Here is an 18,973-nt window from a genome sequence, read left to right as displayed (position 1 = left end):
CGGCTGCCCTACCGACAGCTATCAGTTCCCCGGCTCCACCGCTGCGGCCCGCTCGGCCATCTGTGGGCGGCGGCCACCCGCGGTGGCCGGACCGGGCGGTTGCGCCGGTCCGGCCGTGGTGCGGTCTGTCAGGCCGTCCGTCCGGAGAAGAAGTCGCCCAGCGCGGACGCGAGCGCCTCGGGCGCCTGTTCGGCCATATGGTGCCCCGAGTCGATGCCGTGGCCGCGCACGTCCACCGCCCACCGCCGCCAGATCCGCAACGGATCCCCGTGGAGGTCCTCCAGGTCGTCCCTGAGGGACCACAGCACCAGCGCCGGGCACCGGATCAGGTTTCCGGCGGCACGGTCGGCCTCCTCGTGCCGCAGGTCGACGGTCAACCCCGCCCGGTAGTCCTCCAGCATCGCCCGCACCACCTCGGGGTTCCTGGTGGCCTCCCGCCACTCGTCGTGGTTCTCCTGCCCCATGATCCGCGGGTCGCCGCGGTACCAGCCGTCCGGATCGGCGTTGATGACCCGCTCCGGGATGTCCGGCTGGGCGAGGAAGAACCAGTGCCACCACTGCGTGGCGAACTCGGTCGTCAGCGGCGACAGGTGCTCGCTGATCGGGAGGCAGTCCAGCAGGGCCACGCGGGAGACGGCGTCGGGGTGGTCGAGTGTCAGCCGCAGCGCCACGGCGCCCCCGCGGTCGTGCCCGGCGACCGCGAACCGGTCGTGGCCGAGCGTGCGCATCACCTCGACCACGTCGCCGGCGACGGCCCGCTTGGAGTACCCGGCGTGGTCCTCCGTGGGCGCCGGGCCACGCGAGCGGCCGTAGCCGCGCAGGTCGGGACAGACCACGGTGAAACCGCTGCGGACCAGCATCGGGGCGACCCGGTGCCAGGTCGCGGACGTGCGCGGATGACCGTGCAGCAGCACCACCGGCGGACCCTCGCCGCCGTGGCGTACGAACGCCGACGCGCCGTCCGTCCGTACCGTGCGGACCTCGAAATCCTCGAACACGGACCACCCCTCCGCTCTCCTCGCCGACACCTCGCGCCACCGCTCCGACCGGTCGGCCGGAGCGGTACCGCCCGCCAGGGGTACCCGCCCGCCGACGGAAGAACCCGGCGCGTCCGCGATACCGCGCGGACGTGCCCCGGCTCGGACGGAAGGCGGCTGATCACATGCCCGGAACCACGGAAGGCCTCTCCGACGACACGGTCGACCTCCACTTCGTCGGCAACGCGACCGTGCTGCTGCGCTACGGCCCGCTGACCCTGCTCACCGACCCGAACTTCCTGCACCGCGGCCAGTACGCCTACCTCGGCTACGGGCTGCTGAGCCGGCGCCTGACCGAGCCCGCCGTGCAGCCGTGGGACCTGCCCCGCCTCGACGGGATCGTGCTGTCGCACCTGCACGGGGACCACTGGGACCGTCGCGCCCGCCGGCACCTGGACCACGGGGTTCCGGTGATCAGCACGCCGCATGCCGCACGCCGGCTGAAAGTGCTGCACGGATTCGAGCGGACGGCGGGACTGCGGACCTGGCAGAGATTCACCCTCCGGCAGGGCCGGGCGCGGGCCACGATCACGGCACTGCCCGCACGGCACGCCGGGCATCCGGTGCTGCGGGGGCTGCTGCCACCGGTGATGGGCAGCATGATCGAGTTCGGACCCGTGGGCGGGCCGACGAGGCTACGGCTGTACGTTTCCGGCGACACGCTGCCCTACGACGGCCTGGACGAGATCACCCGCCGCTTCCCGGCCGCCGACCTGGCCGTCCTGCACCTGGGCGGCACCCGCCTCCCCGGCGGGTTCGTGGTCACCATGGACGGCGCGCAGGGCGCGGAGCTGGCCCGGCGCCTGGACCCCCGGGCCGTCCTGCCCGTGCACTACGAGGACTACACGGTGATGCGCTCACCGCTGTCCGTCTTCCTGGCCGAGGCCGGCCGGCTCGGCCTCGGCGACCGCATCGTCCACTGCCCGCACGGCGGCCGTGCCCGCCTCTCCGCCGAGCACGGAGCGGCCCCCGTCGCCACCTGACCGGCGGCCCCGGACCGTTCCCGCCCGGAAGCGGTCCCGGACGGGAGGGCGCGGGACGGCTCGGGAGGGCCGTCGGTCCGGCGAGGGTCAGTGGCCGAAGCCGAGCGGGACCCGACGGCACTTGTCGGCGTGGGCTCAGCGGGTCACGGCATGGCGCTCGTCGGGCACGCAGTGCGTCATGGTCAGGCCCTCCACGTCCCGCGGCGGGTTCTTGCCGAGGTTCGCCAGCCGCTCCTTGTCGTCCTCGGTGAGGTCCTGGCCGGCCAGTGGCTCCAGGTCCGCGACGTCCTCCGGGCGGATGCCGAGGCCCTCGCCGATCCGGAGCCCGAGGTCGTTCTCCACCAGCAGGAAGTGCCACACCATCCGCTCCTGCACGGGGCGGTCGCACCGCGAGAGCTGGCCCACCAGGTTGCGCACCAGGTCGTCGCGCTCCCACTGCTCCATGAGCAGATACCGCTGGCCTGCCTGGAGGTAGTCGTTGGTGCGGGGGATCCGCTTGCGGGTGAGCCGGCCGCGGATCTCCGGGCCCTGCTCGTCGTGCGCCGGACACTCCGCCTCGCGCAGCCCGCCGCGGATCGACGGCTCGTAGTTGACGGTGGGGTTCTCGCCGCCGCCGTCGACGTGGTAAGTCATCTGCCCGTCGCGCTGGTTGGTGCGCACCTGGGCGTTCTTCGCGTGGTTGACGGGCAGTTGGAGGTAGTTCGGGCCGACCCGGTAGCGCTGGGTGTCGCTGTAGGAGAAGGTGCGGCCGACGAGCATCTTGTCGTCGGAGAAGTCGAGTCCGTCGACGAGGACACCCGTGCCGAAGGAGATCTGCTCGTTGTCCGCGAAGAAGTTCTCCGGCATCCGGTCCAGCACCATCCGGCCCACCGGCTTCGGCGGGAACTCCCGCTCCGGCCACGTCTTGGTGTCGTCCAGCGGATCGAAGTCCAGTTCGGGGTGCTCCCCGTCCTCCATGATCTGCACGAGCAGCTCCCACTCGGGGTGCTCGCTCCGCCCGATGGCCTCGTACAGGTCCTTCGTGGCATGTCCGAGGCCGTCGGCCTGCACATGGGCGGCGTCGGCCTCGGTCATCGAGCGCACGCCCTGCTTCGGCATCCAGTGGTACTTGACGAGGACGGTGCTGCCCTCGGCGTTCACCCACTTGTACGTGTTCACGCCGAAGCCCTGCATATGGCGGTAGTCGGCGGGGATACCGCGCGGGCTGAACAGGTTGACCAGCATGTGCATGGCCTCGGGCGTCTGCGACATGAAGTCGAAGATCCGGTTCGGCTTCTGCTCGAAGTCCACCGGGTCCGGCTTCAGGGCGTGGATCACGTCGGGGAACTTGATGGCGTCCCGGATGAAGAAGACGCCCAGGTTGTTGCCGACCAGATCCCAGTTGCCGTCCTCGGTGTAGAACTTGACGGCGAAGCCCCGGGGGTCTCGGGCGGCCTCGGAGGAGTCACGGCCGCCGATCACGGTGGAGAAACGGACGGCGACGTCCGTGCGCCTGCCGCGCTCCTGGAACAGCTTCGCCCGCGTGTAGCGGCCGACCGGTTCGTCCCCCCAGGCACCGTACGCCTCGAAGAAGCCGTACGCCGTGACGCCGCGCGCGTGCACCACCCGCTCCGGGATGCGCTCCCGGTCGAAGTGGCTGATCTTCTCCAGGAACTGGTAGTTCTCCAGTGTCGCCGGCCCGCGGGCGCCGACGGTGCGCTGGCTCTGGTTGTCGTGGACGGGATGGCCCTGCCGGTTGGTCAGGGGCCCGCGGTCGTCTCCGGGGGCGGGACCCGTCTTCGCTGCGTCCGTCATTTCGGGGCTCCTTGGTACGGGGAGGCGGTGCGACAAGCGTCACCGTGGCCGGGGTCCGAGTGCCCGTAGGCGCGCGGTCGGGCCCGTGCCGGCCCCCCGTACGGCTCCCGTGCACGGCGGCCTACCCGCGGCGATAGGTCAGCGTTTCAAGAAGTTCGGTCAGCGCCGTTGACTCGGCGTACCGGCGCCCGCACATTACCTATCGGTAGTACCCGCGGTAATCCCGCGATCGATACCTCACGGCCGTCGTCGTACGCACGCCTGCCCGGTCAGGCCCCGACGGTCGGCGCTCCTCCCGGCTCGAGCCGCCGTATTCTCGCGCACCAGCACGCGTGCGGGCACCCCAGCCCGCATGCCCCGTGTTCCCCGCCACGAGAAGAGAGAGCACATGCCCCTGCCTGCCCTGCGCCCCGCTCTGCGCCGCGTCCCCACCGCGGCCCTCGCAGTCACCGGCGCGCTGGCCCTCGGTCTCACCGCCGCCCCCACCTCCGCCCAGGCCACGGCACCCCTCAAGTATGCGGCGCTCGGCGACAGTTACAGCGCAGCCTCCGGCGTCCTGCCCGTCGACCCCGCCAACCTGCTCTGTCTGCGCTCCACCGCCAACTACCCGCACGTCGTCGCCGCGCGTACCGGAGCCCGGCTGACGGACGTCACGTGCGGGGCCGCCCAGACCAAGGACTTCACCGAGGCCCAGTACCCCGGGGTCGCCCCGCAGGCCGACGCCGTCACCCCCGACACCGACCTCGTCACGCTCACGATCGGCGGCAACGACAACGGCACCTTCATCAACGCCGTGACCGCCTGCGGCACCGCGGGCGTGTTCAGCGGGGGCGCGGGCAGCCCCTGCAAGGACAAGTACGGCTCCTCCTTCGAGGAAGCGATCGACGCGAACACCTACCCGGCGCTGAAGACCGCCCTGCGCGCCGTACGGGCCAAGGCACCCGGTGCCCGCGTCGCCGTCCTCGGCTACCCGTGGATCACCCCCGCCACCGCCGACCCGTCCTGCTTCCTGAAACTGCCGATCGCCTCCGGCGACGTGCCCTACCTGCGTTCCCTCCAGACCCACCTCAACGCCGCCGTCCGGCGCGCCGCCGAGGAGACCGGGACGACCTACATCGATCTCGCCCGGGCGTCCGAGGGCCACGACGCGTGCGCAGCCGTCGGCACGCGGTGGATCGAGCCGCTCCTCTTCGGCACCAACATCGTGCCGGTGCACCCCAACGCCCTCGGCGAGCAGCGGATGGCGGAGCGCGTCCTGAACGCCCTCGACCTCGGCTGAACGGCCGCGTCCGAATGGCTGCGTCTGAACGGCCGTCCCGAACGGCCGTTCCGAACGGCCTTGGCTTCTGCCTCGACTGCCGGCTGTCGGCAGCCGGACGCCGGTCCGCCGGCCTGAGAGGTCTGCCGGTTCGCGGGTTCGCGGGTCCGCCGGTTCGCCGGCCCGCGGTCCTCCCCTGGATGGCGGATCCGGCGCGCTATGCGGACGCGAACGGGGTAAGGGGACGGCGATCGGCCGACGAGTACGTGACGAGGAGCGAACCATGACCGACGACGCCTACCTGTTTCTCGCGGACGACCCTGCCGGCACGCTCGGCGTGCCGCCGGCCGCGACGGAACCGCTCTCCTGCATGGACACATCGGCGGTGCGCGCGTGGCTCGACGCCCAGGGCGTGTCGGCGACGTCGCCGCGGCTGCGGGTGGTGCCACCGGAAGACACCGCGGCCATCCCCGCGGAGGCGGAGCGGCTGCCGGTCCCGCTGAGCGACGAGGAACTGAGCCGGCTGCGCCACCGCACGGCTCCCGAGACCCTGGCCGAGGTCGAGACCGACCTGCTCGCCTACCGCGACTGCGCGCACGGCCGCGACGAACTGCTCGCCCGCGCGGTGGCCGCGGGTGTCGCGCCCCACCGCATCGCCGAACTCACCGGTGAGGACCCGGCTGTGGTCCGGGCGGCGGCCCTCCGCTGAGCGAACGCCCCGCCGGCCCGGAGAGCCCCGAACCCTCTCCGCGCACCCCTCCGGGGCCGTGTTCTGCCACCCTGTGGTGTCCCTCGTGCCGGGCAAAAGGCTGAGCGGCCATTACCTGTCCGGTTCCCCCGCGTTTCAACGGGTGCGGGTGAGTGCCCGCAACCGTGTCTGAAGGGCTGGGAATCGATGAAACGGGCTACCCGAAACAGTGTGATCGCCTTCGCCGCCGTATCCGGTGCGATGGCAGTGGCGGGGCCGGTGCACGCCGACTCCACCGCGAACGGGGCCGCGAGCGACTCGCCCGGGCTGATCTCCGGCAACGGCATCCAGTTGCCGGTACACGTCCCGGTGAACGTGTGCGGAAACACCCTGAACGTGGTCGGGCTGCTCAACCCCGCGATGGGCAACGGCTGCGCCAACGAGGGCGGCGGCACGGCCGGGAAGGAACGGCCGGCGTCGCACGCCGAGGCCGCGGCTCACGGTGTCGCGCATAACTCGCCGGGCGTGGTGAGCGGTAACGACATCCAGCTCCCGGTCGATCTGCCCGTGAACGTCAGCGGCAACAGCGTGAACGTGGTGGGCATCGGCAACCCCGCCTTCGGCAACAAGTCGGTGAACGGCCCGGCCGATCGGCCCGACGAGCCGCAGCGGAGCACACCGCCCCGCCACGAACCGCCGGTACGCTCCGAGCCCCCGAGCCGGCCGCACGGCACGCCTCCGGTCCGCTCGACGCCGAGGCCGGCCCCGGTCGTACGGGAGCGGGCGAGCGGCACTCTCGCTCACACCGGAACGGACAGCACCTGGGGGCTGGCCGCCGCGAGCCTGGCCTCGCTGATGGGCGGAACGGTGCTGTACCGCCGCTCCCGCTCGAAGGTGTCCAGCCGGGAGGGATGACCGAGAACGCGGCGAGAGGGTCCGGCCGGTTCACCGGGGGCCGACCGGCCGGACCCGGCTCGTCCGCACACACCGAATCGGCCACGCCCACCTGCATCAGGGGGCGTGGCCGCTTCGGGCCATCTCAGGGGTTCCTCGGTCGTGCCGCCGGGGTGCGCGGAAGGGCCGCCGGCTGGTTGTCGGTCCTGGCTACGGTCGGTCGAGGGCGGCCGTTTCGCGTACCGCCTCCGCGACGGCCGGGGAGTCCTTCCTGAGGATCGCACCGTGATTGCTGGCGACCTTCGCAGTGATGCGGATGCTCGGGTTGCGGGCGGTCACCGCATCGAGGCTGGTGCGTATCCGTTCTTGTTCGTCCCCCTTGCTCCCGAGGGACGTCCCCGAGGCGACCACGTAACGCACCGGGACGGTGATGTGGTCCAGCACGGGGCCCAGCTCGCGCTCGCGGGAGAGCCTGCCGAGTTCGATGTTGCTGTTCGCCTGCTGTTCGGCGGTCATCCGCGGGGCCAGGCCCGTCGGGCGCAGCAGCGGCAGGAACCAGCTCATCCGCCGGAACAGCTTCCGGATCCGCTGCTCCATGGCCTCGTCGAGCCAGTCGTGGGGGAACGCGCCGTCGACCAGTACCGCGCCCAGGGCACGCTCCGGATTCCGGTCCGCCCAGTGCGCCGCGACGCACGCTCCGTAGGACCAGCCCACCACCAGCGCCCGGTCCACCCCCCTGGCCGCGAGAACGGCGTCATGGGGGCATGTCTTCCTTCGAAGCAGCCGTCCGGGACGTCGATGATCTCTCCGCCGAGCACCGGCCAGGCCCGCGCCCGACCGGCCGCGACCGGGACCCCACCGGGCACCGAGCCCCGCAACCACCGGGGAGAACGCCCCGACGGCGGCGTGGTGACGGCGTGCGTCTCACCCCGATCGGCCTCAGCCGGGTGATGCCGTGGAAATGGGGGACACGGATACAGCGTGCCGACAGGCGTGCGGGCTCACCGGCGGGGCATACGCCTCTTAGGGCCGCTGGCTCATTCACGTTGGAGGGACATCATGATCGCTCTCGGCGTAGTGCTACTCATCATCGGATTCCTCTTCCACCTCTCGATTCTGTGGACGATCGGAATCATCGTCCTGGTCATCGGCGCGATCCTCTGGATCCTGGGAGCCATGGGGCACGCCGTCGGAGGCCGGCGCCACTACTGGTGAAGCGGCCGCTGCCACGGCCGGACAGGGTCCGGCCGTGGCCGGCGTCACGGGCCGGGCCGGACGACGATCTCAGGGCACCGCCGCTGCCCCCGACGCGAGCCGGGCGGCTGAGGGAGGCACGGCATCTCGCCGCCCCAGGCGGGCGCGTGGCTCAGCGCGTCGTGGCCGGTTCCGAGCCGTGACCACCGCGTGACTAACCAGAAGTGGGCCATTCCTCGCTCGTCGGTCCGGTCGGTCCGGTCGGACAGGTGTCAGGCGGCGAGGGCGCGTGCCCCGCTTCCCTCGCGCGGCAGTACGCCCTCGGCTCACGCCTCGGCCCCGTTGAGGCGTCTGAGCACGGGGAGTTCGCCCGGTGCGTGCGCCCTGTCGCGCGTGTGCGTGCCTCTGCAGTGCGCCAGCACACGGCCGAGGGCCTGGCGGATCGACGTTCCCGGCACGTCGATGCAGACACGTTCCTCCGCATAGGCGCGGACCAGTGCGTGCAGACGGAACCAGCCGGGTTCCGTCTCCACCAGAGGCGCAGCAACTTCCGCGCACCGGCGGCCAGCCGCACGTCGGAGGCGGCCAGCGCGCCGCGGACCCCGTCCTCCAGGGCGAGGGTGATCACGGGCTCGCGGTCGTAGTCGTCCAGCGTCCGTCCGGGGTGTGCCCGCATGTGGCGGCCGATGACCGTCAGCGCCAGAGGAAGGTGTCCGAGGTCGTCGGCTGTCCGGCGCAGGGCGGTGGCGTCCGTGGCGAGGCGGTCGGCTCCCGCTGTCCGGCGCAGGGGTTCCACCGAGTCGGCCGGTGCCAGCGGGGGGGGGGAGAGACAGAGGCGGGTGGCGCCGGGTAGGGCGCGCAGCGTACGGCGGCTGGTGATCAGTGTGCGGCAGGTGGGGTCCTCGGGAAGCAGCGCCCGCACGTGCGCCTCGTCCGGCTCGTCGTCGAGGACGACCGACGCACCTGTTCCCGCGAGGAGCTGGCGATTCAGGGCGGCTCGGGCGTCGGCGCCGTGCGGGATGCGGTCCCCGGTGACCCCCAGCAGGCGCAGAAAGGTCTCCAGCACCGCTGCGGGGTCGGCGGCCGGACCGTTCGGTGCGAAGCCGCGCAAGTTGGCGAAGAGTACGGGCGCGTCGGTGCGCTGCCGGGTGGACACGCGATGGGTCACGTGCAGGGCCAGTCAGGTCGAGAAGCACGACCTCGCCTTCGACCTCCCCGACGACCTCGCCGCCGTCTACGACAAGCTCGGCTTCGACCTCCAGCGCGTCAACGACGGCCACCCGCGCACCCTGCCGCTGCCCGCCACCTACGTCATCGACGGCACCGGCACCATCCACTGGGCCTTCGTCGACACCGACCACACCAAGCACGCCGAACCCGCCGACATCATCGCCGCCCTCGACACGCTCGGCTGACCGGCATCACAGGTCAAGAGGCTGTCGCCGCTCCGGTCCGTCGGTGGGGGCGGCCCCGCGGGTGGGCCGGTCCCGTTCCGCGAGCGGCTTCCGGCTGCCGCCGTCCCACACCGAGCTGTCGAGGAGGCCCCGCGTCCTGCTGTCACTCGTAGGGGGCAGCCGGCGAGGCGCATGCCTGCGCCCGCGTGCGGGGACGCCGGATCGTATGCACGGTGAGACGCAGGGACCGTGACGACGGTGAGGGCAGATGATCGTAACGGTGGTGTCGATGCCGGCAGGGATCGTCACTCGTACTGGCCTGGCGGAGGCCCGGGGACGCCTCGCCGCGTCCGACTTCCTGTTCGTCGACGTCCACCTGCCCGAGGACCCGGCGACCGACGAACAACCGGTCATCGAGCAGCTCGGCCTGGAAGCGGAGGCCCCGCACTGGTTCGGCAGGCTCGGCGGACCCGCGAGGGCCGACTTCCTCGGGGACAGGGCGGGGTTCGCCGTACCGGCGTTCGTCGACGACACGGTCGTCCACATCCACGTCCTCGTGACCGAGCGGCACCTGGTCGCGTTCCACCGGGGGCCGGCCACGCCGCTGGAGAACCTCATCGCACCGCTGCGACGGGAGGCGCCGCCCGACACCGTGGCCATGCTCTTCCTGCTGCTCCAAGAGGCTCTGGAGACGTTCCGCCGGGCCGCCGTCGCGTCCCTCCTGGTGGTGGAGGACATCGAGGACGAGATGTTCGAGAAGCGACGCCCGGAGCAGATCTACCGGCTGGCGCAACTGCGACGGCGCGCCGCGCTCCTGCACCACACGCTCCTGCCGTACCTCCAGGTGACGGACGAGACCTTCACCCGAAGGATGCTGAACCGCGGTTTTCCCGAACAGCGCCAACGGCTCGCCCGGGAGTTCCAGCACGCCGCCAGACTGGTGCTCACGGATGTCGAGGCCCTCCAGGACGCCACCCGGCGGGCCTTCGCCAGTTACTCGTCCCTGGCGGCCGGCGAGCAGAACGGCGTGATCAACCGGTTGGCGATCGTGTCGACGATCTTCCTGCCGCTGACGTTCCTCACCGGCTACTTCGGCATGAACTTCAGTTTTCTCACGGACGAGATGGAGAGCAGAGCCGTCTTCTGGGCGCTCGCCGTCGGGCTCCAGATCGGCGTCCTGTTCATCGCGCTCTACGTCCTGCACCGTACCCACCTCTGGCGCAGGCTGCGGGACAACGACGATCTGGAGGGCCGGTGAGCCCGGCGTCCACACGGTGCGCCCGACGCCGGGTGGTTGGCCGGCCGGAACAGGTCCGCACCTACATGCGTCCCTCATCCGTCCCAATGGCCCGGCCCGGCCCGGCTCGCCTCGGCGTGCCGCCCGGGCAATCGCGGGGGCGAGGGGAACGCGGACGACCGCCGCACCGGCCGACCCCTACCGGCCCCGCCCACCGCGGTCCGGGTGGCCGGGAGCCGAGGGTCTACTCGTCCAGTTCGGCGCGCACGCGGCGCGACGGGCTGAAGGCGTAGAGATCGAGGATGCCGGGCGGTTCGGTCAGGCCGGGGCCACCGCCCTCGATCCAGGTGGCGATGTCGGCGGTGGCGTCGGGGTCGTTGACCAGGCCGAGCCAGACCGGGCGCCCGCCGGCCCTGCGGCCGGCCGGGGACGGCTGGACCACGATCACATTGGCGCGCTCGCACGCGTCGAGGCAGTCGGTGACCCGTACGGTCGCCGTCCCGTCCAGCGCCTCGCGCAGTCCGCGGAGTTGGGCGGTGTGGTCGAGGCCGGGCACCTTGGGCGTGCCGCAGCAGCAACCGCGGCAGACGGTGACCGTGGGCCGTGCCGCTCCCGCCCCGGCGGCCGGGGCGGGAGCGGCACGGCGGGAGCGTTTGCTCACGCGGCGTCTCCTCGGACGGGGTTGTTCCAGGCTGTTTCGCGCAGCAGGCGCAGGCCGTTCAGGCCGACGATGACGGTCGAGCCCTCATGGCCGGCGACGCCGAGCGGCAGGGGCAGGGAGGCGAGGAGGTCCCAGGCCACCAGGGCGGTGATGAACACGGAAGCGATGACGAGGTTCTGGACGACCAGGCGCCGTGCGGCCCGGGAGAGGGCCACGACCTTGGGAATGGTGGCGAGTTCGTCGCGGACGACGACGGCGTCGGCTGTCTCCAGGGCGAGATCGGAACCCGCCTTGCCCATGGCGATGCCCGTGTGCGCGGCGGCGAGCGCGGGGGCGTCGTTGACTCCGTCGCCCACGACGAGCACTCGGCGGCCCTCGGCCTCCCACTCCCTGACCGCGGCGACCTTGTCCTGGGGCAGGAGTCCGGCGCGGACGTCGGTGATGCCGACCTGGTCGGCCAGGTGCCGCGCGGCGCGTTCGTTGTCGCCGGTCAGCAGGGCCGGCGTGCGGCCGGTCAGCTCCGTGAGGGCGGTGACCGTGGCGGCGGCATCCGGGCGGAGCCGGTCGGCGATGCCGATCACCCCGGCCGGAAGCCCGTCGCGCAGGACCAGGACCGCGGTCCGCCCGGCGCCCTCCAGTTCCTCCACGAGGTCGCGCACGCCCGCGCCGGGCTCGGGCAGGAGGCGGGCGGGGGAGCCGACCCGGACGGCGTGGCCGCCGATGGTGGCACTCACGCCCTGGCCGGGCACCGAGGCGAAGTCCAGCGCTCTCGGCAACGGCAGGCGGCGGACGCGGGCGGCGTCGACGACCGCGCGGGCGAGCGGATGCTCGCTGGCGTGCTCCGCCGCCGCGGCCAGCGCCAGCAGCGTGTCGTCGGTCAGGCCGGCGCCCGGCAGGGGGCGGGCGTCGGTGACGCGTGGAGTGCCTTCCGTCAAGGTGCCGGTCTTGTCCAGGACGGCGGCGTCCACCTGACCGAGGCGTTCCATCACGACGGCGGACTTCGCGAGGACGCCGTGGCGGCCGGCGTTGGCGATCGCGGACAGCAGCGGCGGCATCGTGGAGAGCACCACCGCGCACGGAGAGGCGACGATCATGAAGGTCATCGCCCGGAGCAGGGCGGGCCGGAGGTCGGAACCGAAGGCGAGCGGGACCGCGAAGACGGCGAGGGTGGCGATGACCATGCCGATCGAGTACCGCTGTTCGACCTTCTCGATGAAGAGCTGGGTGGGCGCCTTGGTCCCGGAGGCTTCCTCGACCATCTTCACGATCCGCGCGATCACCGAATCCGACGGGTCGCGCTCGACCCGGACGCGCAGGGCACCGGTGCCGTTGACGGTGCCGGCGAACACCTCGTCGCCGCACTGCCTGGCCACCGGCAGCGGCTCCCCGGTGATGGTGGCCTGGTCGACCTCGCTCGCCCCGTCGAGGACCTGGCCATCGGCGGCGACCCGCTCACCGGGCCGCACCAGGATCGTGTCGCCGGCCTTCAGGGCTTCGGCCGGGACCGTCTCCTCGCCGCCGTCGGGCAGGAGCCGGGTCGCGGTGGACGGGGCCAGATCGAGCAGGCCGCGCACGGAGTCCGCGGTGCGGGCGGTCGCGACGGCCTCCAGGGCGCCGGAGGTCGCGAAGATGACGATCAGGAGCGCCCCGTCGAGGGTCTGGCCGATGGCGGCTGCGCCGAGCGCGGCGACGACCATCAGCAGATCCACGTCCAAAACCCTGTCCCCGAGAGCTTTCAGGCCCTCCCGGCCCGGCTCCCAGCCGCCGGTGACGTAGACGGCGGCGTACAGCGGCGCCCACGACCAGGCCGGGGCGCCGAGGAGATCCAGCGGGAGGGCGGTCAGAAACAGGACCAGCGCGGCCAGCGCCCACCGGGCCTCCGGCAGTGCCAGCACCCGCGTACGCCTCGGTGCGGGCGCCGGTCGTGGTCCGGCGGCGGCAGGCGCGAGCCGCTGCTCCAGGACAGAAGGCACGGCGGAACAACCCTTCACCGGCGGACGGGGCAACGCCTCCACCATACAGGAATGCCTGAATAGGTCTTCATGTGTCATGGGTATGATGACCGCATGGGCCACGGAACCGACACCGCCAGCAGCGCCACCACCCGCGAGCGCCTCGACGCCGTCGGCACCGCCGACGTCGCCGCCACCCTCCAGGCCCTGGCCACTCCCTCGCGGCTGTACATCCTGGCCCGGCTCCATGAGGGGCCCTGCTCGGTCGGCGACCTCGCCGACGCGGTCGGGATGGAAGCCTCCGCCTGCTCCCACCAGTTGCGCCTCCTGCGCAACCTCGGACTGGTCACCGGCGAACGCCACGGGCGCTCGATCGTCTACGCCCTCTACGACGACCACGTCGCCGAACTCCTCGACCAGGCCCTCTACCACGTGGAGCACCTGCGGCTCGGGGTCCGCGACGCCCCTGCCGACACGCCGCAGCCCGCCGCCGACTGAGACCTGCGGCGCGCCGGAGTCCCGCCGCCGACCGAGGCCCTCGCAATGCGTCCCGGGTGGGCGACCGCCGCCTCACACCCCGCTCCGGTACACCTCGCTGACGTTCGGACGCGCCGCGGGGCGGTGGCGGGTGGCGGACCCCTCCGCGAAGGCTCGCAGGACGTTCTCCGTCGTACGGGTCACGAAGGCGCGGGTACGGGCGTCCATCCCGTGGTCGCGGCCCCCGTCGGGGGTGCCGGCCATGAGGGCCTCCACCCAGCGCATGGTGCCGGTGGCGAACACGCCCGCGCCGCTCGGGGCCGTGTAGTAGGCCGAGTCGCTGTGGCTGCGGAGGCCACCGCACACCAGGGGGGAGTGGGCCGTTATCTCCAGCGGCTCGGGGACGGGCGCGCCGGGTGTGACCCGGTCGTACTCGACGCCGACCAGATGGCCGAACGCGTCGCCCGGCCGTACGCCCGTTCCCTCGTACAGCCAGTGGTCCGCCGCGTGGACGACGTACGGCGCGTCCGTCGGGTTGCCCTCGTAGAGCACTCCCGTGAGCGACGACTCGGGATCCGGCGCCGGGGCCCGGCGGAAGTCGGTGGTCACCAGGGCGGGCCGGGTGGCGTAACAGGGGTCGGCCCGGACGGCGGACTTGTAGCAGACCACCGTGCGGTCCGGCCGCGCCTCCCCCTGCTCGAGGCGGACCCGGCGGAAACAGGTGTTGGCACCGAGGAAGACCACGTTGGTGCCGGCGTCGCGGGCCGCCGTGACATGCCGGCGCTGCTCCGAGGTCCAGTACTCGTCGTGCCCCAGACAGACGACGGCCGCCGCGCCCCGCAGGACCTCCGGGTCGCGGTGCACGTCCGCCCCGGTGGTGTAGGCGAGGGGTATGCCGAGCCGTTCCGCCAGGACCACCGCCGCCCGTTCGTACACCCTGAACTTCTCCGCACCGTCGGCGTCGTAGGGCCGGTCGAAGCTGACGGCCAGGGATCGGGTGGCGTACGCGCCGGAGGCACCGGCGTAGAGGCTGTAGCCGCCCCACCGGTTGTAGGCCTGCCAGGTGGCCGGGGCGTGTATCAGGACGGTTCGGCCCGTACCCCGCGTGGAGCGCACGATCAGCGGGACGTAGCGCTGGTGGCCGCTGTCCGCCTCCAGCCGCAGCAGATACGCGCCCTCCGGCCAGCCGGCCGTGCCGAACGTGAGCGTGCGCGGCCAGTCCGCGCGCACGGTGCGGGTGTCCGGCACGAAGCGGGGCTCCGGCCGGACACGACCGGGTATGCGCTCCGACCGCCAGACGAGCCGGGCCTGGGCCCCGCCGTACCAGCCGACGCGGAAGGCCGAGACCCGGAAGGACGACGCGGTCGTCGAGACGTACAGGCCGCACTCCTCGCCCGGCGTCACGCTCACCCGGTCCGCGTAGCCGGCGACGGCCGGGGCGGGGCCCCGGGAAGTGATACGCCAGTCGGGTGTCCCCGTCCGGTCCCGTTCCGCTTCGGGCCGGTGGGAGACGTCCGCCGGGCGGGGCCCGCGCGGGGGAGCGGTCGCGCCGCAGGCGGTGGCCGCCACCGAGGTGAGCCCGAGGCCGGCACACGCTCCGAGGAAACGCCTGCGCCCCAGCCGCCGTACGCCTGCCGTCCCGTGTTCCGCCCCTCCTCGCGGGGCAGGACCCATGCCCATGTCGCCTCCCGTGTTCGCGGCGCGCCCGTCGTCCGCTCCCGGCCACGGTGGCACAGCGATGCGGGCCGCGCCCCCGCTCCCGGCCGACGGGCGCCACCCTGCGGCACCGCGCCCACCTGGAGAAGGCCTGTGCGGCGGCGAGGCGGACGAGGCGCTGGATCGTGCGGCCCCTTCCCCGGCCGGCGTATCCGAGCCGGGGACGCGGCGCACCCGCGAGCAGGGTGAGACTCCGTCCGATCGGGCCCTGCCGTGCTGCGACGAGGCGATCTCGCGAGCCGCGATGAGTCCTGCGGCGTTCGGGGGTCGTACCGTCGAACCCGGTACCGAGGAGGACTTCTGATGCGCAGCGTGACCTATTCGATGGGCGTATCGCTCGACGGCTACATCGTCGGGCCGGACGGCGACTTCGACTGGACGGCGCCCGACGAGGAGGTCTTCCGCTTCGTCACCGACGAGATCCGAGACGTCGGCGTCCACCTGATGGGGCGACGGCTGTACGAGACGATGCTGTACTGGGAGACCGCCGACCAGGATCCATCGCTCGACGACTCGGAGCTCGAGTGGGCCGCGCTCTGGAAGCCGCTGCCGAAGGTCGTGTTCTCCACCACGCTGTCGGCGGTGCAGGGCAATGCCCGCCTGGCTTCCGGCGGCCTGGCGGAGGAGATCGAGCGGTTGCGGGCCGAGCCGGGGGAGGGCGACATCGCGATCGGCGGCGCGACTCTCGCCGCCGAGGCGGCCGCGCTGGGTCTGATCGACGAGTACCGGGCCAGGGTCCACCCGGTGCTGGTGGGCGGTGGCACGCCGTTCTTTCCCCGGCGCGAGCGCCGGGTGGATCTCGAACTCGTCGAGACCCGCACCTTCAGCTCAAGAGTCGTCTGTCTCCGCTACCGCGTGGCGCGCCGGACCGTGTCCTGAGAACGCTGCCGCCCGTGGGACGCGGATCGCTGTCGCGGGCCCCGCCGTATTGCGGAGGCAGGCGTGTGAACGATCAGTCAGTCGCCGAGGAGCCGCTCCCGCAGCAGCCCGTCCCGCCAGCTCCCGTCGAGGAAGATCGAGGAGTGCGCGACACCGTACGGGCTGAACCCGTTGCGGCGCAGCACCCGCTGGGACGGCAGATTCTCCAGATCGGTGGATGCCTCGGCGCGGTGCAACCCGAGTTGGTCCGTCATCACCTGGAGCACAAGCCCTACGGCGCGCCCGGCGTGCCCCTGGTTCTGGGCGACGCTTGCGATCCAGTATCCGACGGAGCCGCGGCGCAGGTGCGGCTGCGGCAGGATGCCTCCGACGGTGACCTGCCCGATCACCTCGTCGTCTGCGAGCACCACGCCCGGCCAGGCCGTACCGGCTCGGTGCCCGGCCAGCAGCCTCTCGATCCGCTCCGCCTGGCCCTCTGGGGTGAAGAAGCCGGACGGATGTGCCGGTTCCCACGGCCGGAAGGCCTCGAAGTCCCGCACCCGATGCGCGGCGATCGGGGCGGCGTCGGTGGGCTCGATCAGGCGGATCCTGGTGCTGCTGCGCATGGGCTGACCCTCGTCGCGGTGCGTCGGATAAGACGGCCAACCTATGCGAGCCGCAAGAGCCGCCACTCAGCCCGGCCGGCCCCTATCTGCTTCCCGGCCCGTCCTCGCCCGTCCGCTCGCTGTCCGCCGGGCCCGCGTCTCCCCGTTCCATCCGGATCACCATGTACGTCTCGCCGTTCCTCGGCGGACGCGTCCAGGAACGGGTGGTGAACGTGTGCAGCCGCCCGTGCACGAGGGCATGACGTGGCAAAGACACCCCGAACTCCCCGGCCACCGCTTCCAGCAGCGACCGTTCCACCTCGGCCCCGTCCTCCGCGGCGCCGAGGAACCGGCTCGGATCCAGCGCCCGCGGTATCTCCCCGCTCCGCCGGATCTCTCCGTCTGCGTAAGTGAACGCGTACTGCTCGGCACCGTCTCGCGCCACCGAGAGGTGGAAGAAGGGTTCCCCGTGCCGGCTCCGCAGGCCGCTCCACACGACCACCGCGCGGGTGTCCGCACCGGCGGCGGCGGCCGGGGAGACGAACCGCTGCCGGTGGAACGGGGCGGGATCGCCGTCGAAGGCGAAGCTCCAGCCGGTGCCGGCCCGGCCGACCGCCATGAGGGCCCTGTCGTCGTAGGAGGAGAACTCCCTCCGGTCGTGCGACCTGTGGCGCGCCTCCCAGAAGGACATGGGTTCGTTCAGCTCGGTGCCGTCCCCGTCCGCGAGACGTCCGGGCAACTCCTCCGGCTCCACCCCCTCCACCAGGACGAACCGGTAGGACGTGCGGTTGTTGCCCGGGTCCGGCTCCGCGAGCCACGCCAGGCCGCCCGGGTCCGGTCCGGCCGCCGGACCCGGTGCCTCACCCGCCTGCCCACCCCTCGGCGTGGACAGCAGCTCCCGGCCCCGCTCCGGGCTCAGCAACGGTCCGAGCAAGGGGTCGGCCACCCACCCCAGCGGTGCCAGGTGGTCCGGTCCCAGCGGCTCCCACAGGGGAAGTGCATTCATCAGTGTCCGCCACGCCCCGCCGGTGTCCCCCCACCGCGCCAGCTCCCGCGCCCGCTCGACCGCCTCCCCGAACGGCCCGGCCGCCGTGTACCGGTACGTGCCGCTCCGCACCTGCTCCAGCGTCGCGTAGGCCAGCGAGACCAGGTCCTCGTCGGCGCCCCGCAGATGGAACGTCAGCGTGGAGTCGTCACGGTACGAGTGCGCCGCGTGCTCGGCGACCAACGGCGGCAGCAGATCGGGCGCGTACCGCGGATCCGTCACCACGTCCTCGAAGTACACCATGTAGGTCTGTCCGAGCAGGCGGCGTATCTGGTCACCCAGCCCGGCGGCCCGCGGCCTGCCGTACTCCCTGGCCTCGTCCAGCGCCCTCCCGGCCCGCTCCCAGCCACCGCGCAGCGCCTCCAGCCGGGCCTCCGCCACCTGGGAGTCCAGCTTTCGCGTCGTGTCATTGACGAACACCGGCTCCCCGTCGCCCGGGCGCGCCCGCAGGCCGTGGAACTCCCGGTACATCTCCCGCATGAACTCCAGGAAGTTCGCGTGCCGCTCGGGCGGCGCGGCCCGCCAGCTCGCCCACGTGTACACGGCCCACTCACCGTCCTCGTCCACGTCCTCGGGATCCATGAGGACGTGGGTGACGTCGGACTCGACGTCGAGCTGCAACCCGCGCCGCCAGAGGTCGGCCTCCTGCCGCTCCGCGGGCTCGGCGTCCTCGTCCAGGTACTCCTCGAACATGTCCGCGAGTCCCGACTCGTTGTCGTGCCAGCGGGCGTCCGCGGTCCCCGCCAGCAGCCACACGAACCCGCCCGCGTGCCGCCACCCATCGCTGACCTGGAGGAACCTCCGGTACGAGGGGGGCATCCGGCGGCCGAGACGCTCCTCCAGGGCTGCGATCCGCTCCTCGGAAGCGGGCGGGAACCCCAGCCACCGTGCCCGCCGCGCGGCCTCGTCGTCCTCGCCCTGCGCCTCGCCGTCAGGCAGGGAGTCCGCCCACTCCCCGCTCCATGTGAGCAGGAAGGATCGCCAGTCGAATGCCGTGGTGTCCGTCATGCGCCCGATGCTGCCACCCGCCACTGACAGTGACCCGTCTGCTCGCTGCGGCCGGTTCCGCACCGCCACCCGTTGTCACTCGTACCCGGACAGATCGCCTGACTCGCGCTGGACTATCCTGTGGCGTCGCACCTGCCCTCATGGGCGAGACGGGCTCCCGGGCACGGACCGT

The 18,973-nt window shown here is 72.6% G+C and carries 17 protein-coding genes and 1 pseudogene; 9 read left to right on the top strand and 9 right to left on the bottom strand.

Going from position 1 to position 18,973, the window contains the following annotated elements; translation table 11 throughout:
* Window positions 1–128: 128 nt before the first annotated feature.
* A complete protein-coding gene (locus D9753_RS03370; RefSeq protein WP_121785646.1) occupies window positions 129–998 on the bottom strand; it encodes an alpha/beta fold hydrolase in 870 nt (289 codons plus the stop codon).
* 164 nt (window positions 999–1,162) lie between these two features.
* Between D9753_RS03370 and D9753_RS03365 the strand changes: the two genes are divergently transcribed.
* Window positions 1,163–2,020 (top strand): MBL fold metallo-hydrolase, encoded by an 858-nt coding sequence (locus tag D9753_RS03365; RefSeq protein ID WP_121785645.1) that lies wholly within the window; start codon window positions 1,163–1,165, stop codon window positions 2,018–2,020.
* A 135-nt stretch (window positions 2,021–2,155) separates the two neighbouring features.
* Here the strand turns inward: D9753_RS03365 and D9753_RS03360 are convergent, their stop codons facing one another.
* Window positions 2,156–3,814 carry a catalase gene (locus D9753_RS03360; protein ID WP_121785644.1) on the bottom strand — a complete coding sequence of 553 codons (1,659 nt, stop codon included), beginning with the start codon at window positions 3,812–3,814 and terminating at the stop codon, window positions 2,156–2,158.
* Window positions 3,815–4,202: 388 nt separating this feature from the next.
* On the opposite strand from D9753_RS03360, the gene D9753_RS03355 reads away from it, so the two are divergent.
* The 3 genes from D9753_RS03355 to D9753_RS03345 all read left to right on the top strand — a co-directional run bounded on the left by D9753_RS03355 (window position 4,203) and on the right by D9753_RS03345 (window position 6,675).
* On the top strand, window positions 4,203–5,093 hold the full coding sequence (locus D9753_RS03355; RefSeq protein ID WP_121785643.1) for an SGNH/GDSL hydrolase family protein: 891 nt from the start codon (window positions 4,203–4,205) through the stop codon (window positions 5,091–5,093).
* Between the two features lie 262 nt (window positions 5,094–5,355).
* On the top strand, window positions 5,356–5,781 hold the full coding sequence (locus D9753_RS03350) for a DUF6003 family protein (RefSeq protein WP_121785642.1): 426 nt from the start codon (window positions 5,356–5,358) through the stop codon (window positions 5,779–5,781).
* A gap of 210 nt (window positions 5,782–5,991) precedes the next feature.
* A complete protein-coding gene (locus D9753_RS03345) occupies window positions 5,992–6,675 on the top strand; it encodes a chaplin (protein WP_121785641.1) in 684 nt (227 codons plus the stop codon).
* Between the two features lie 189 nt (window positions 6,676–6,864).
* Here the strand turns inward: D9753_RS03345 and D9753_RS03340 are convergent, their stop codons facing one another.
* Complete coding sequence (locus D9753_RS03340) at window positions 6,865–7,536, bottom strand: alpha/beta fold hydrolase (protein WP_276209414.1); 672 nt, start codon at window positions 7,534–7,536, stop codon at window positions 6,865–6,867.
* A 177-nt stretch (window positions 7,537–7,713) separates the two neighbouring features.
* Between D9753_RS03340 and D9753_RS36335 the strand changes: the two genes are divergently transcribed.
* Window positions 7,714–7,869, top strand: a complete 156-nt coding sequence (locus D9753_RS36335) for a DUF6131 family protein (protein ID WP_240468016.1) — start codon at window positions 7,714–7,716, stop codon at window positions 7,867–7,869.
* A 305-nt stretch (window positions 7,870–8,174) separates the two neighbouring features.
* On the opposite strand, the gene D9753_RS03335 is transcribed toward D9753_RS36335, so the two are convergent.
* The gene (locus tag D9753_RS03335) at window positions 8,175–8,381 is read right to left on the bottom strand and encodes a hypothetical protein (protein WP_121785640.1); all 207 of its coding nucleotides are present in this window, start codon (window positions 8,379–8,381) and stop codon (window positions 8,175–8,177) included.
* 657 nt (window positions 8,382–9,038) lie between these two features.
* Here D9753_RS03335 and D9753_RS03330 point away from each other — a divergent pair.
* Together D9753_RS03330 and D9753_RS03325 are read left to right on the top strand one after the other, a co-directional pair.
* Window positions 9,039–9,263 (top strand): annotated as a pseudogene (locus D9753_RS03330) (AhpC/TSA family protein); the annotation flags it as partial.
* A 247-nt stretch (window positions 9,264–9,510) separates the two neighbouring features.
* Window positions 9,511–10,500, top strand: a complete 990-nt coding sequence (locus tag D9753_RS03325) for a magnesium transporter CorA family protein (protein WP_240468015.1) — start codon at window positions 9,511–9,513, stop codon at window positions 10,498–10,500.
* A gap of 223 nt (window positions 10,501–10,723) precedes the next feature.
* On the opposite strand, the gene D9753_RS03320 is transcribed toward D9753_RS03325, so the two are convergent.
* Together D9753_RS03320 and D9753_RS03315 are read right to left on the bottom strand one after the other, a co-directional pair.
* Window positions 10,724–11,140: a (2Fe-2S) ferredoxin domain-containing protein gene (locus D9753_RS03320; RefSeq protein ID WP_121785639.1), complete on the bottom strand. Its 417-nt coding sequence runs from the start codon at window positions 11,138–11,140 to the stop codon at window positions 10,724–10,726.
* Complete coding sequence (locus D9753_RS03315; protein WP_394346682.1) at window positions 11,137–13,113, bottom strand: heavy metal translocating P-type ATPase; 1,977 nt, start codon at window positions 13,111–13,113, stop codon at window positions 11,137–11,139. The genes D9753_RS03320 and D9753_RS03315 overlap by 4 nt, the downstream gene beginning before the upstream one ends.
* Before the next feature lie 93 nt (window positions 13,114–13,206).
* Between D9753_RS03315 and D9753_RS03310 the strand changes: the two genes are divergently transcribed.
* Window positions 13,207–13,590 carry an ArsR/SmtB family transcription factor gene (locus D9753_RS03310; RefSeq protein WP_121785637.1) on the top strand — a complete coding sequence of 128 codons (384 nt, stop codon included), beginning with the start codon at window positions 13,207–13,209 and terminating at the stop codon, window positions 13,588–13,590.
* Between the two features lie 72 nt (window positions 13,591–13,662).
* Here D9753_RS03310 and D9753_RS03305 read toward each other — a convergent pair whose 3' ends face one another.
* On the bottom strand, window positions 13,663–15,249 hold the full coding sequence (locus tag D9753_RS03305; protein WP_394346681.1) for a N,N-dimethylformamidase beta subunit family domain-containing protein: 1,587 nt from the start codon (window positions 15,247–15,249) through the stop codon (window positions 13,663–13,665).
* 339 nt (window positions 15,250–15,588) lie between these two features.
* Between D9753_RS03305 and D9753_RS03300 the strand changes: the two genes are divergently transcribed.
* Window positions 15,589–16,164: a dihydrofolate reductase family protein gene (locus D9753_RS03300; RefSeq protein ID WP_121785636.1), complete on the top strand. Its 576-nt coding sequence runs from the start codon at window positions 15,589–15,591 to the stop codon at window positions 16,162–16,164.
* 77 nt (window positions 16,165–16,241) lie between these two features.
* Here D9753_RS03300 and D9753_RS03295 read toward each other — a convergent pair whose 3' ends face one another.
* Window positions 16,242–16,769, bottom strand: coding sequence for a GNAT family N-acetyltransferase (locus D9753_RS03295; protein WP_121785635.1), 528 nt, complete (start codon window positions 16,767–16,769; stop codon window positions 16,242–16,244).
* Between the two features lie 82 nt (window positions 16,770–16,851).
* Window positions 16,852–18,801, bottom strand: coding sequence for an SMI1/KNR4 family protein (locus D9753_RS03290; RefSeq protein WP_121790874.1), 1,950 nt, complete (start codon window positions 18,799–18,801; stop codon window positions 16,852–16,854).
* Window positions 18,802–18,973: the final 172 nt, after the last annotated feature.

It is taken from the genome of Streptomyces dangxiongensis, assembly GCF_003675325.1.
Taxonomy (GTDB): Bacteria; Actinomycetota; Actinomycetes; order Streptomycetales; family Streptomycetaceae; genus Streptomyces; species Streptomyces dangxiongensis.
This window is presented reverse-complemented; position numbering and strand designations above follow the sequence as displayed.